At 67.9% G+C, this 13,234-nt stretch carries 15 protein-coding genes and 1 pseudogene; 6 read left to right on the top strand and 10 right to left on the bottom strand.

Features of this window, described 5'->3' with window-relative positions; all coding sequences use genetic code 11:
* Positions 1-20 precede the first annotated feature (20 nt).
* Together ASF26_RS07125 and ASF26_RS07120 are read left to right on the top strand one after the other, a co-directional pair.
* Positions 21-794 (top strand): ABC transporter ATP-binding protein, encoded by a 774-nt coding sequence (locus ASF26_RS07125; RefSeq protein WP_056251444.1) that lies wholly within the window; start codon positions 21-23, stop codon positions 792-794.
* Positions 795-868: 74 nt separating this feature from the next.
* Positions 869-1,378, top strand: coding sequence for an OsmC family protein (locus tag ASF26_RS07120; protein ID WP_056251441.1), 510 nt, complete (start codon positions 869-871; stop codon positions 1,376-1,378).
* A gap of 69 nt (positions 1,379-1,447) precedes the next feature.
* Here the strand turns inward: ASF26_RS07120 and ASF26_RS07115 are convergent, their stop codons facing one another.
* From ASF26_RS07115 to ASF26_RS07100, 4 genes are all read right to left on the bottom strand, one after another.
* Entirely contained in the window at positions 1,448-2,875 is a 1,428-nt protein-coding gene (locus tag ASF26_RS07115) for a hypothetical protein (RefSeq protein WP_244475857.1), read from the bottom strand.
* Between the two features lie 62 nt (positions 2,876-2,937).
* Positions 2,938-3,363, bottom strand: a complete 426-nt coding sequence (locus ASF26_RS07110) for a GtrA family protein (RefSeq protein WP_244475856.1) — start codon at positions 3,361-3,363, stop codon at positions 2,938-2,940.
* 114 nt (positions 3,364-3,477) lie between these two features.
* A complete protein-coding gene (gene gshB, locus ASF26_RS07105) occupies positions 3,478-4,437 on the bottom strand; it encodes a glutathione synthase (RefSeq protein WP_056251430.1) in 960 nt (319 codons plus the stop codon).
* 146 nt (positions 4,438-4,583) lie between these two features.
* On the bottom strand, positions 4,584-4,874 hold the full coding sequence (locus tag ASF26_RS07100; RefSeq protein WP_056251427.1) for a hypothetical protein: 291 nt from the start codon (positions 4,872-4,874) through the stop codon (positions 4,584-4,586).
* Between the two features lie 503 nt (positions 4,875-5,377).
* On the opposite strand from ASF26_RS07100, the gene ASF26_RS07095 reads away from it, so the two are divergent.
* Positions 5,378-5,629, top strand: a complete 252-nt coding sequence (locus tag ASF26_RS07095; RefSeq protein WP_056251423.1) for a hypothetical protein — start codon at positions 5,378-5,380, stop codon at positions 5,627-5,629.
* 123 nt (positions 5,630-5,752) lie between these two features.
* Positions 5,753-6,496 (top strand): hypothetical protein, encoded by a 744-nt coding sequence (locus tag ASF26_RS07090; protein ID WP_051074440.1) that lies wholly within the window; start codon positions 5,753-5,755, stop codon positions 6,494-6,496.
* A gap of 37 nt (positions 6,497-6,533) precedes the next feature.
* Here ASF26_RS07090 and ASF26_RS07085 read toward each other — a convergent pair whose 3' ends face one another.
* The 3 genes from ASF26_RS07085 to ASF26_RS07075 form a co-directional block, all read right to left on the bottom strand.
* Positions 6,534-7,136: a hypothetical protein gene (locus ASF26_RS07085; RefSeq protein WP_026176270.1), complete on the bottom strand. Its 603-nt coding sequence runs from the start codon at positions 7,134-7,136 to the stop codon at positions 6,534-6,536.
* Complete coding sequence (locus tag ASF26_RS07080) at positions 7,133-7,780, bottom strand: DUF1214 domain-containing protein (protein WP_147832620.1); 648 nt, start codon at positions 7,778-7,780, stop codon at positions 7,133-7,135. The genes ASF26_RS07085 and ASF26_RS07080 overlap by 4 nt, the downstream gene beginning before the upstream one ends.
* Before the next feature lie 74 nt (positions 7,781-7,854).
* Entirely contained in the window at positions 7,855-10,080 is a 2,226-nt protein-coding gene (locus ASF26_RS07075; protein ID WP_056251418.1) for a PBP1A family penicillin-binding protein, read from the bottom strand.
* Between the two features lie 312 nt (positions 10,081-10,392).
* Between ASF26_RS07075 and ASF26_RS07070 the strand changes: the two genes are divergently transcribed.
* A complete protein-coding gene (locus tag ASF26_RS07070; protein WP_156462902.1) occupies positions 10,393-10,914 on the top strand; it encodes a YcgN family cysteine cluster protein in 522 nt (173 codons plus the stop codon).
* Between the two features lie 16 nt (positions 10,915-10,930).
* Here ASF26_RS07070 and ASF26_RS07065 read toward each other — a convergent pair whose 3' ends face one another.
* From ASF26_RS07065 to ASF26_RS07055, 3 genes are all read right to left on the bottom strand, one after another.
* Entirely contained in the window at positions 10,931-11,707 is a 777-nt protein-coding gene (locus tag ASF26_RS07065; RefSeq protein WP_056251677.1) for a creatininase family protein, read from the bottom strand.
* Between the two features lie 88 nt (positions 11,708-11,795).
* A complete protein-coding gene (locus tag ASF26_RS07060; RefSeq protein WP_056251414.1) occupies positions 11,796-12,233 on the bottom strand; it encodes a CsbD family protein in 438 nt (145 codons plus the stop codon).
* 216 nt (positions 12,234-12,449) lie between these two features.
* Positions 12,450-12,662, bottom strand: a complete 213-nt coding sequence (locus tag ASF26_RS07055; protein WP_056251411.1) for a CsbD family protein — start codon at positions 12,660-12,662, stop codon at positions 12,450-12,452.
* 329 nt (positions 12,663-12,991) lie between these two features.
* Between ASF26_RS07055 and ASF26_RS07050 the strand changes: the two are divergent.
* A pseudogene (locus ASF26_RS07050) lies at positions 12,992-13,234 on the top strand (oxalate/formate MFS antiporter); the annotation flags it as partial.

Raw genomic sequence — 13,234 nt, 5'->3', positions numbered from 1 at the left:
AAGAAGGCTGGCGCCCCGCGATGCTCACCCTCGATAGCCTGTCCAAGACCTATTCCGACGGCACGCGGGCGCTGGAGCGCATCGACCTCGCCGTGCCGCAGGGCGAGATCGTGGCGCTCATCGGCGGATCGGGCTGTGGCAAGACCACCTTGCTGCGGCTCGTCGCCGGGCTCGACCGGGCGAGCGAGGGCAGCATCGCCCTCGACGGGGAGACGATCGCAGCGCCGCATCCAGGAGTCGGCCTCGTCTTCCAGGAGCCGCGCCTGCTGCCCTGGCTCGATGTCGCCGACAATGTGGGCTTCGGCCTGAGCCACCTCGCCAAAGCCGAACGCAAGGCCCGCGTCGCCCATGCCCTGGACATGGTCGGGCTCGCCGAGCATGCGGGCCGCTGGCCCCGGGAACTCTCGGGTGGGCAGCAGCAGCGCGTGTCCATCGCCCGCGCCTTCGTGGCGAACCCGCGCGTGCTCCTCCTCGACGAGCCGTTCTCGGCCCTGGACGCCTTCACCCGCAAGGACTTGCACGGCCATCTCCTCGCCCTCTGGCAGGAGACGAAGCCGACGATCCTCATCGTCACCCACGATGTCGGGGAGGCGGTGGCGCTGGCCGACCGGGCGGTGGTGATGCGCCCCAAGCCAGGCCGCCTCGACGATGCGATCCCCCTGGCGCTGGCCCGCCCGCGCGATCCGGCCTCGCCCCATAGCGAGGCCGCCACCCGCCGCATCCTCGCCGCCCTGGACCGCTCGCTGAAGCCGGCGCAGGCGGAGGCGCCCATCGAGGCGGCGCAATGGTGGTGAAGCCTACCCTGGCGTCCCGGCCCGGGCCACGCTAGACGCGGACGCAACCACGAAAACGATCGAGGAAGCAACCGATGGACGCCACCACCCTGCGCTCGCTCCAGGCCCCGCTCAAGGGCCAGTACCGCAGCGCGCCGGAATCCGCCGTCATTACCCTTAAGGCCAAGGGCACGCTGGACGACACCTCCATCGCCTGCAAGGTCGAGACCGGGCGGGCACTCGCCGTCGCCGGGCTGCACCCTGCCACCGGCGGTTCGGGCCTCGAACTCTGCTCGGGCGACATGTTGCTCGAGGCGCTGGTGGCCTGTGCCGGCGTCACGATCAAGGCCGTGGCGACCGCCCTCGAGATCGACTTGCGCGCCGGTACGGTGAGCGCCGAGGGCGACCTCGATTTCCGCGGCACCCTGGGCGTCGACAAGGAAGCCCCGGTGGGCTTTCGCGCGATCCGCCTGAACTTCGCCCTCGACACCGATGCGCCGCAGGAGAAGCTCGACCAGCTCTTGAAGCTGACCGAGCGCTATTGCGTCGTGTTCCAGACCCTGAACCGCAAGCCGGAACTCGCGGTCCACGCCTCGAAGGGCTAAGGGGACGAGGCCGCTCCGTCCGAGGCGGATCCCGGCCGGCATCCGCTTCGTCCGGGGACATACGGGCTGCTACCGAGCGGCGGGCGCGCCGCCGGCCTCATGATACACCGCGGCGGTCTCGTCCTCATGGAGGAGGCGCCAGCCCTTCAAGCGGCGCAGGTGATCGGCGCTCCGCCCCTCCCTCCGCACGAGCGCCCAGGTGACGCGGTAACGCGCCAGCAGGGCGGCGAAGCGGTCGGGCTCCGATGCGGCGAGCGCCCGGTCGAGGCCGTTCATGAAGCCGCCGAGGAAGAGCTGGTCGCTGCGCCCGTCGATGAAGGTCGGCACGCCGGAGCGGATCAAGAAACCGCCGAAATCGTAGTCGTTGTAGACCGGGCCGGTGAGGTCCTGGGCGCGCGCCGCGTCCAGGGCGGCCTGGGGCGTCATCGCTTCGCTAGGACGCGGCGAGACCAGGGCCGCTATCGTGATCGCCGCGAGGGTACAGGCCAGAATAATGAGGCCGAGCCCCCGTGAGGCGGCGATGGTCGGAGCGCCACGCAGCGCCGGGAATCGCGCCATGGCATGCCCCACCACGAGGATCGGCGCTGCCAGGACGAACAGGTCCGCGAAGCGCGCGTGGCGGATCATCATCACCCCGAGGAGCGTGACCACGCCGAGCCGGAACAGGGTTTTTCGGGGGGCTGTCAGCAGCACCACGATACTGCCGATGAACATCGCGACGGCGACGATGCCTGCGCCGTTCAGTCCGAGGGGCTGCCATTCGTCGATGAAGGGCAGGGATTCGCCGCTGTTGAACAGGCCGAGATTCACGAGAAACGGAGCGTAGCCATAGGGTGTCAGGCAGGATGCGACTGTGGCGAGGGCGAGGAAGCGTGCCCATCGCAAAGCCCCACCGATCCATTCGGAGCGGGAGCCGGAGAGCACGCCCTCGCCTGCGAGGATACCGGCGATGACGAGGCCGATCGGGTAGCTTCCGTGTAGATTGGCCCAGGCCACCATCACCGGGATGAGCCAGAACGACGGTGCCCTCCCTCGCTCCAGTGCCGCCACGAGGCCCGTCATCCAGACGAGGAGGACCGGCACCGTGAGGATGTGCGGGCGTGCGAGCAGGTGCGGCGCGAGGACCACGAACACGGCCGTGACCACCATCAGCGCCGCTGTAGCGGTAACACGGCGTTGCAGCCACAGGTGCAGGCCGGCCAGCGAGCCGGCAACGACCAGGATGCTGAGCATGCAGACGCCCCACCAGCCGGCGACCGCATAGGCCCCATAAAACAGCACCTGCGAGGCCCATTCCTTCGCGATCCAGGGCGATCCGGCAAAGGTGTGGGAGAACAGGTCCGTCCAGGGCACGGCGCGATGTGCGACGATCCAGCGGCCGATGGCCATGTGCCACTGGCTGTCGGGATCGTTGAGCAGCTGACCGGCGCGGATGGACAGCGTGAGGACCACGACCAGGAACACGAGGATCGAGGAGGCACCCCACGCTACCGGCACGAACGGTCGCGACGCCCCGCCGGGGGACTGCCTCGAGATTGGGATGGAGGCCGGATCGGATCTCATCCCGTATGCCCTACCGGCTGTCGAGGATCCTGTGGCATCTCGGAAAAGATGTGCCGGCTCAGGATCACGTAATTCCCAGCGGGAATCCCGGTGCAGACGGCGAGGATCGAGAGCCAGGAAGGCCCCTCGAAGATCCCGCCGACGATGGCGGGGATCGCTGCGGCCGCGCCGTAGCCGGCCATGGTCAGAAGGGAAAACCGCAACGCCGCGCGAGGCGCCGGCCGTCTGTCGCCGAAGGTCAGCCAGCGATGACCGGCATAGGACCAGAGCGAGGCGAGGGCGTAGGAAAGGGGCGAGGCCAGGGGAAGCGGAAGCCCGACCACCGTCGTCCCCACTAGGCTCAGGCAGGCATAGAGCAGGGTCGCGATGCCGCCGACCAGGATCATCCGGGCGAGCCGTATGGGCAGGGCGCGGCCACTCACCGGCCGGTGCCGGCGAACCGGCCGGAAGAATGGCTTTGCGTGATGGGGTACATCGACCGGGCCGGAGGGTTTGAAACCGGCCCCGAGCGTTAGGCTGCCGCGCTTAAAGGCGGCTTAATCCCGTCCGACCGAGGCGGAGAGCCGCCCTTCGATCGCATCCCAGACTGAGACCGCGAGATCCGGTCCACCGAGCCGCTTGATGGCGCGGATGCCCGTGGGAGAGGTGACGTTGATCTCGGTGAGGTTGCCGTCGATGACGTCGATGCCGACGAGGATGAGGCCGCGCCGGCGAAGCTCCGGCCCGATCGTGGCGCAGATTTCCCGCTCGCGCTCGGTAAGGTCCGAGGGGGAGGCGGCGCCGCCGCGCACCATGTTGGAGCGGATGTCGTTGAGCGCCGGGACACGGTTGATGGCGCCCAGCGGCTCGCCGTCCACCAGAATGATGCGCTTGTCGCCCTCGGTGATCTTCGGCAGGAAGCGCTGGACCACCCAGGGCTCGCGGAACGTCACCGAGAACAGATCGAACATCGAACCGAAATTGGCGTCCTCCGGCAACACCCGGAACACCGCCGCGCCGCCATGTCCGTGGAGAGGCTTCATGACGATGGCGCCGTGCTCGGTGCGGAACGCCTCGATCTCCGCCTTGTCGCGGGTGATCAGGGTCGGCGGCATCAGCTTCGGGAAATCGAGGACGAACAGCTTCTCGGGCGCGTTGCGCACCTCGGCCGGGTTGTTCACCACCAGGGTCCGAGGATGGATCCGCTCGAGCATGTGGGTCGCGGTGATGTAGGCCATGTCGAAGGGCGGGTCCTGGCGCATCAGGACTACATCCACATCGGCGAGGTCGACACGCTGCACGGCCCCGAGGGTCGCGTGAGCGCCTTCCACATCCTGGACCCGGAGGGGCTCGACCCGTGCCGTCACCACCTGCCCCTGCAGGGAGAGCCGGTCCGGCGTATAGAACAGGAGATCGTACCCTCGCGCCTGCGCTTCCAATAGCAGAGCGAAGGTGGTGTCACCGGCGATCCTGATCGCCTGGATCGGGTCCATCTGAACCGCGACGGTCAGGGCCATGGCGCACGAGCCTCATTTACGATCGAGCATGGTCGAAGGTCGGGGGAGCCGCCCCCGGTCTTCGACCGGAGTCGCAGGCCTATTCGATGGCCTGGCTTCCGTCGACAGGCTTCTTGCTGGGATATGTCGGAGGCCGGGCCTGCCCCTTACCGGGACTTGCCACCGCTGCGACGGTCGTAATCGCCGATGGCGTTGCGGCATTCGGCCGACAGGCGGGGACGGTTGCGCTCCATGCACTTCTCGGCCTCGTTACTGTTGGGATCGACGCCGGCACAGAGGCGGAAATAATCGTTGGCGCAGCCGAGTTGCAGGCCCTGGTCTTCACGCTGGGCCTGGGCCGGGCCGGCGGCAAAAAGCAAGAGGGCGAAAGGAGCAGCCTTCAGGGCCAGGGACCGGCCCTTCGAGGGGCTGGAGGATCGTGTGGTCGCCACGCGCATTCTGCGTTGTCCTTCGCTCGGATCGGTGTGTGGCGGCATATCGGGCGCAGCCATGGCTTAGCAAGCGCGCGGGACACCGTCCCGGTTCCGGCTGGATATGAGCGGAACCATGGGCGTGGCGCCCCGGTCACAGTTTTTAGAGATCCCTCGACAAAAAGGCCCCGCTCATTGGGGAGCGGGGCCGAGTGCAAGGGAGGAAACGCCCGCCATGGGCAGTAAAATTCCAAGCAAGTTGCAAGCCAGAGCAGATTCCGTGGCTTCAGTTCCGACGGGCGTCGCGGCTGCGGCGAAATTACCACGGAGATTCGGTCCCTGCCGCCACCGCCCGGCGCTCTCCCGCGATTCGATGGAGAGCGGAAACTTTTCATTAACCACCTCGTGATGCTCTCCGCTCTGCATCACGATCGATTGAGAATTCGACGGGATCCGTCCCGGGAGAGTTCGAGGGGACGTTTCCGACGGGTTCGGGTGGTGCGTATCGAGGATCGATGGGATCGCCAGCGATGACGCCTGACCGCAAGTCCCAGAGTGCCAAAACACACCCCAGTGAGCCATCGGTCGGTCTGGGAGACCGTTCGCTGCCGCTGCCGACGGCCAGCGTCGTGGCGTTCCGCCAGGGCTCCGGTCGCCGGTTCCGCCGGGATGACGAGAACGACAGAGCCACGCGCGGCGAGATCCTGCTGTTCACCGGCGTCCGCTACGAGCGCATGCCCGAACCGGAGATATCCGCTCCCCGGCAGCGCCGGCACTCCTGACACCCCACGCCTCCGGTCACCGTGAGGCCCGAGCAGGCACCGTCAACCCGAGGAAGTGCGATGCCGGCGTCCCACCCCGTCCCCCCCACTGGGCGCTTGATCAAGACCGCATCCGCTGCCGCGATGCTGCTGATGGGCGGCTGCGCCCAGAAAGGCGATTTCGGCCGCCCGGCCCCGAGCGCCTGGAACAGCCTCGTGGCGACCACCGGCACCTTGGCCGCGCAATACCGCAACGAGCCGGCCTCGGATTTTTCCCTCACCGACGACGAGCGCACCCTGCGCGACCGGGCCTGGCGCTTCCTGATGCCGGCGGCGGAGAGCGAGACCTTCACCGACGCCCTGGCCAACCTCACCCGCACCCGCGTGCTGCCGCCGAGCTGGCGCGAGGACGACGTCACCAGCTATCATGCCGCCCTGGTCGCGGAACCCTTTCGCTCGCCCGTCTCGCGCTATCGCCGACTGGCGGACGACATCACGGCGGATGCGCGCCTGATCCCGCTCTTCGTGGCCACGGCGGCGCGGGTGGCGAATGCCGATACCCTGCGCCTGCGCAGCCTGCCCTTCGTGAAGAGCCTCGACGACGAGAGCATCCGGCAGGCCGCCATGCGGGTGGCCGAGAACCGCTGCCTCGTGGCCTGGGTCCGGCTGGAGACGGGGGTTCGCGCGGAGCGTTACCGCTACGCCCTGCAGCATCTCCTCGTGGAGGTCCCCTCGGTCGAGGCCGTATCGGTCGAGCGCAGTCTCGCCGGTCTCGACGGGCGCCGGGTGATGCTCGACCCGCTGCTCCCGGCGGCGGCCGAAGCGCGCTGCGGATTGGTGGAGGCACCCGCCCCCCAGGCCGCCCGACCCATCGTCGCGAAATACTGAGACGGGCCGCCCGCCCGGACAGGGCGTCGGTCGGCCGTCAGCCGCCGGATTTCGCGGCGTCCTCGGTGGGACTGTCGATGGTGCAGGAGACGGCCTGGACCGCCTCGTTCGCCGCCTGCCGCTGGCTCGGAAGGGCCGCGACCACGCGCACCACCACGAAACCCTCCCGTTCTGTGGCGACGATGCGCACGTCGCGGCTCACGTCGTTCTCGTCCTCGTTGGCCAGGGCCTCGTCGTATTGGGCGCGGGTGAGGATCACGAGGTCCAGGGCGCCGCGCACCGCCGCCTGGTCGGTGACGGCGTAGAAGGCTCCCCGCCGCCCATGGACGGCCAGGGACAGCATCAGCGCGCCGGTCCGGGCGGAGACCCGCATCGGGCCATCGGCGAGGTTGTAGGCGCAGATACCCACCGCGACCGAGGGATCGGGGATCGGCAGCCACGCCTCGGTGGGGGCCGGGTTGATGCCGGTGGAGAGCGTATAGACCGGCATCGCGTGGTCCAGGGCCTCGCTGGTGCGCGCCTTCGTCAGGGCGTCGGATTCCGACAGGCTCGGGATCGCGAGCACCACGGCGATATGGACCAGCCCCGCCAGGACGAGGCCGGCGAGGGTCGCGAGAAGGAAACGGCCGGTCGGGTTCATTCCGCGCATTCCGTGCGGGAGATCGTGGGAACCGCAGACCGCTCCACCGTGCCGGCGCTGGCCGCCACCGGCGTGTCGTAGAGACGGAGCGCGAGCCGCACCGGCCCGGCGGCGCGCGGCATGGGCAGCCAGTTGCCGGGCTGGACGTCCGAAGCGAGCACGATGGAGAAGCGCCCGTCGACGTCGCGCAGAACCTCCGTGGAGGTGAAGCCCTCGCGCAGCACAGGCCGTTCGGGGTCACGCTTGCCGCGCCCGGCGACGGTAATGGTCCAGGCCCTGGCGGGAGGCGTCGCGCCGGCGATCCGGTAGGTGCAGGCGGCATTGAGGGCGCGGCCCTCGTCGTCCTGGGAGGCGGTGAGAAGCAGCCCCTCTCCCACCGCCAGGGGAATCTCACCGCGCCGGGCATTCACCGCGCGGGCATAGGGGTCGGCGCCGAGGGAGCCCGTGCGCGGCCACGCGATCCAGCTCCCCACCGAAACGCCACCGAACGGATAGCCGCCCCGCGTGGCGTAATCCGCCGTCGCCAACCCCAAGCCCGCGCCGAGGGCGAGGGTGTAGAAGACGAGCCCGACGCGCGAGGTCCGACTCAGGACGGCGCGAAAGACCCGGCTTCCCCGGCCGGCGACGCCCGCGATGCCGGGCATCGCGCCGGACCGGGCAGGGTGATCTGTGGTGCTCATGCGGCGGCTGACATCCTGGGGCCCTGTGGACACCGTCGCTACGGAATGCCGATGCGGCCGACCGGGCGGGCGCCATCGGCGACGGCGCCCGTGGTCTCCCCAGCGGCGGCGCGGGCGGCGGCGGGCGGCGGCGCCTCCACGGTGCGGAACAGGCCGTTCATGCTGCCGATGACCTCGAACGAGCGCCGCGAGAGCTTGCCGGCCGCGCTGGCGGCAGCGTTGGGTGGCGAGGACGACCCGGCCTGCGCCATCGGACGGGTGTTCTCCTTGAGGCCCGGCATCGCCTTCAACTCGATGCCTTGGTGAGCCGTTTCCATCACGTCGTGCCAGGCCATGGCGGGAAGCGAACCGCCGGTCATCTTGTTGGTGGAGGTGGAATCGTCGTTTCCGAACCAGACGGCGCCCACGTAATTGCCGGTATAGGCCACGAACCAAGCATCCTTGTAGGCGTTGGTCGTGCCGGATTTGCCGGCGACCTTGATGCCGTCGAGCTGCGCGCGACGGCCGGTCCCCTCCTCCACCACCTTGTTCAACATGAAGTTCATGTCGGCCACGACCTGGGGCGAGAGGATCTGCTCGGGCTTCTCGTCGGCATGGCGGTAGATCACCTCGCCCGAGGAGTTCTTCACCTCCATGGCCGCGTAAGGCTTGGCTTTGCGACCGCCATTGGCGAACACCGCATAGGCCGCCGCCTGATCGATGACGTTCACCTCCGCCGAGCCGATGGGAAGCGAGACGGAATCGGTGAGCGGGGTGGTGATGCCCATGCGATGGGCCATGTCGATGATCTTGGCGCGTCCGGCCTTGGCGGCGGGATAATCACCCTTGATGCCGATGGCCTTGCCGAGTGCGACCGAGATCTGGATCGGAATCGTATTGATGGATTTCGCCACCGCCACGGTGAGGTTGGTGGCGCCGGAGAACGAGCGGCCGTAATTCTGCGGGCACCAGTTCCCGAGGCAGATCGGCCGGTCCACCACCCGGGTGTCGGGCCGGTAGAGGCCGGCGGCGAGGCCCGCCGCATAGACGTAGGGTTTGAACGAGGAGCCCGGCTGGCGCAGGGAATCGGTGGCCCGGTTGAACTGGCTCTCGCCGTAATCGGCCCCGCCGACCATGGCACGCAGCGCCCCGTCCGGATCGAGGATGACCATGGCGGCCTCGTCCACGTCGTACTGGTCGCCGTACTGGCGCAGGATGTTCTCCACCGCCTGGTCGGCACGTTTCTGGATGCCGATGTCGAGGGGGGTCTTCACGATCAGCACGCGGTCTCCGCGCAGCTTGCCGGCATCCGCCATGCCCTTGATCTCGCCGAAGGCCCAGTCGAGGTAGTAATCGGCGGTGATGTCGCGGGTGCGGGTCACCGGCGTCGCCGGGTTGCGCAATGCCGTTTGGATCTGGCCTTCGGTGACGAAGCCGGCTTCCACCATGTTGTGGAGCACGTCCACCGCGCGGGCGCGGGCCGCCGGCAGGTTCACATGCGGCGCATATTTCGTCGGTGCCTTGAACAGGCCGGCCAGCATCGCGGCTTCGGCGAGGCTCACGTCCTTCAGGGGCTTGCCGAAATAGTAATCGGCCGCCGCGACCGCGCCGAAGGTGCCGCCGCCCATATAGGCACGGTCGAGATAGAGCTTGAGAATCTCATTCTTGCTGAGATGGCTCTCGAGCCACAGCGCCAGGAACGCCTCGTTGATCTTGCGCTCTAGGGAGCGCTCGTTGGTAAGGAACAGGTTCTTGGCGAGCTGCTGGGTGATGGAGGAACCGCCCTGCGTGTTGCCGCCGCCGCGCGAGTTCGACACGAGCGCGCGCGCCGTGCCGATCGGGTCGATGCCCCAATGCTCGTAGAAGCGCCGGTCCTCGGTGGAGACCAGCGCCTTGATCATGCTGTCGGGAAAGTCGTCGAGCTTCAGCGAATCGTCGTGCTTGATCCCGCGCCGCCCCACCTCGACGCCGTAGCGGTCGAGGAAGGTGACGGCGAGATCCTGCTGCTTCAGCCAATTCTCGCTGGTGAGGTTGAAGGCGGGCTGCGCGAGGGCCAGCATCAGTACGGCGCCGCCGGTGCCGAGCGTCACCCCCTCGCTGGTGAGGTCGAGGGCGACGCGCTTCCAGCCGCGCACCGAGAAGACCTGCATACGCTGCTGGAAACGCTCGTAGATCTCGGCGGTGGAGCGGCCGCTATCGTACAAGCTCGCATTCACCCAGGCGTCGAAGCCGAGGGCGGCGCGTTTCAGGCGCGTCAGGAGCGAGGTGGCTTTGGGCAGGCGCACGACGTGATCTCTGTCCCTCAACGCACGGCCGGCACCGCTCACCGATGCCGCAGGTCAAGCACTACCAAGCTCCGCGCGTCTTCGCGAGGCCCGGCAAAGCACATCGTCCGCCCTTCCGCGGGGGCGGCACGGCCGGCTTGCCACCATAATGCGTCGGAAAGCGAAAACGTCGCGACGCCGGCGAGAATAACCCTTCGTCAACCTTGATCCGGGAATGGGGCGCGGAGGTGGCGCGGCTTGCCGATCAGGCCCACATGCGTCAAGGAGCCTGCGCGCTCCGCCCTCCCGTTCCGAACCCCGAAGGTGCTCCCGATGAGGGACCGCACATCCCCCCTCCTTGCCCCGGACGCGATGGCGCCCGAGCCATCGAAGCCATTCTGGCGGGAGAAGACCCTCGACGAGATGTCGTCGTCCGAGTGGGAGAGCCTGTGCGACGGCTGCGGCCGGTGCTGCCTGCTCAAGCTCGAGGATGACGATACCGGCGAGGTCTACCACACCGATGTCGGCTGCACCCTCCTCGACGGGCTCGCCTGCAACTGCCGCGATTACGTCAACCGCCAGAGACGGGTGCCCGATTGCGTCCGCCTGACGCCGGAGGCGGTCCGCACCATCCCCTGGCTGCCGCCGACCTGCGCCTATCGCCTCGTGCGCGACGGGCAGGATCTCTATCCATGGCATCCCCTCGTCTCAGGCCGCCAGGCCAGCGTCCACGAAGCCGGCATCTCGGTGCGCGGCCGGATCTCGGGCAACGAAGAGGAGTTCACCACCGACGAACTCCTCGACCAGATCGTCACCTGGCCCGGCCGCACCCCGGAGACCGAGGACGAGGATTAGGCGCCGCGAAGGCGCCTCACGGATCGAGGCGAAAGCGGTCCACGTCGCGCAGAAGTTCGAGGAAGGCTCTCGCACCGTGGTCGAGGGCCGCGAGGCCGGCCTCGCGCGTGCCGAGCGTCGCGTTGCCGATGGCGCCCGAAGGGTGAAGGTCCTGCGACTTCCAGGCGAAGGCCGCCGGGCGGCCGGCGCGCAGATGGGTGAAGTCGCGCTCCATCGCCACCGAGCGGGGCTCGAAATCGGCGACGGCCGGACGGCGCACCGCATCGGGTTTCAGCGCCAGCATCAGCGCCGTCTCGATAGCCCCGGCATGGATGCCATGTCTGATCTCGTCGTCGGGAAAGAGGCCCGGCGGATAGCCGAACCGGCTCCAGGCCGTGGTGACGGCGAGCATGCCGAGACTGCGCAGGTCGCTCGCCACGAGATCGATGAGACCACTGTTGCCACCATGCGAGGTGACGATGACGAGCTTGCCGCATCCGGCGCGATGAAGGCTGCGGCCGATCTCGCCCCACGCCCGCAAGGCCGTCTCGGCCGTTAGCGTGAGCGTGCCGGGAAACGCGTCGTGCTCATCCGATTTACCGATGCTCTGAACCGGCAGGACCAGGATGTCGAGTTCGCCCGCATCGAGGTCGGCCAACTTGGCGAGATAGCCTTCGGCGATGGTGACGTCGGTGGAGAGCGGCAGATGCGGGCCATGCTGCTCCACCGCCGCCACAGGGAGGATGGCGATGGAGCGGCCCATGGCGGATGCGATCTCGCCGGTCGTGAGATCGAACCAGTTCCGCACCGCCATGGCCGTCATTCCCCTCGCGGCCCTACGCCGCCAGGGTGGTCTTCTAGGCCGAATGGGCCCTTACAAGAAGGGTGTCCGGATCTCGGCCTCAGCGCGAGGGGCGCAACAGCCATCCGAGCCCGAAGGCCGCCGCCGCCACGAGGGCGAGAGTGACGGCCTTGTTTTCGTCTGCCCGAGCCGCCACCGCCCGGCCGTGCCGCACGGCTTCACCCCGGTAGTGACGGCCGCGGCGCTGCGCTTCGTCGGCCAGGGCGTACCCACGGTCGGCGATCGCCTGGCGACGCTGCTCCGCTTCGTCGGCCAGGGCATGGGCACGCGCACTCGCCTCGTCGATGAAACGCTCACCATCGCGACGCAGGTCGTTCACCGTGTCGCGCGCTTCGCCATACGCGTATTGCGCCGCGCCGGCGGCCTGATCGTACGCACCTTCGACCTGCTGACGCGCACGGCCCGTCACGGCGCCGAGAGCCGTCTTACCGCGACCCTGCAGGTTTCGGACGCCACCGTCGAAATGATCTCTGTTCATGGACACATCTCCATTCGCGAGCCGATGGAAGGGCGTGGGACCGATCCATTCTGCCGTCGCACGGATCCGGGCATCGGCCCTGAATCATACTCCCGGTCTGGGCTCCTGAATCGTTGTTCGGTCTTTGATTCTGTCTCGGCCGGACGTCGCCTGGACGTCGGTCCAACGGTGAGGGGACGGATCCCCCCTCACCGGACTGGCCTTCGGGTCGGATCGTCAGATCTTCTTGACGGCGTCGGCGGCGCTCTGAGCCGCGCCCTTGATCCCGTCCTTGGCATCACCCACGGTCTTCTGGGCCTCGCCCTTCAGCTCCTGCGCCTTGCCTTCGGCCTGCAGCTTCTCGTTGCCCGTGGCCGAGCCGACACCCTGCTTGATGTTGCCGACGGCTTCGTTGGCGAGACCCTTGATCTTGTCGGTGGTGCTGCTCATCGAAATGATCCTCATGATCGCGTGGGGAGGCCTGGACGCGGGATGCGCCGGGCACCGCGAGGTCGAAAGCCGAACGATAACAATTGCTGAAATGTTCCGATCCGAGGCCGTGGAATTGTACGATTCCCGACAGATCCGGGTAAGGAACTCCGCATCGCAGCACTGATGTGAAGTTAAAGGCCTTTGCAGCAAGAGTTTGAATTTTTTATACGCGCTATCCAAATTTTTTGTTTCGGCTTGCGGCGCCATTGCCAGCAAAGTTTCTTGAATTCAAAATATTCCTGGCTAGAACTCGGCAAACAACAGACGAGACATTGAGGAAAACGGTCATGACCGTTCGCGCCGCCACCCCACGTTCGGGCGGGACCACCCATCCGACCCTGGGCACGGCCTCCGCACCGCCCTTCGGGCGCTGGGGTCAGCTGGTGATCGGCGTGATCTGCATGGTGATGATCGCCAACCTGCAATACGGGTGGACGTTCTTCGTCCCCGACATCCAGAAGAAGTTCGGCTTCGACCGGGCGGCGATCCAGTGGGCCTTCACCCTGTTCGTGCTGTTCGAGACCTGGCTG

This window comes from Methylobacterium sp. Leaf93 (assembly GCF_001422345.1).
In the GTDB taxonomy this organism is placed as follows: Bacteria; Pseudomonadota; Alphaproteobacteria; order Rhizobiales; family Beijerinckiaceae; genus Methylobacterium; species Methylobacterium bullatum.
Note: the sequence above shows the minus strand (reverse complement) of the source record. Positions and strands in the feature narration are given on the sequence as shown.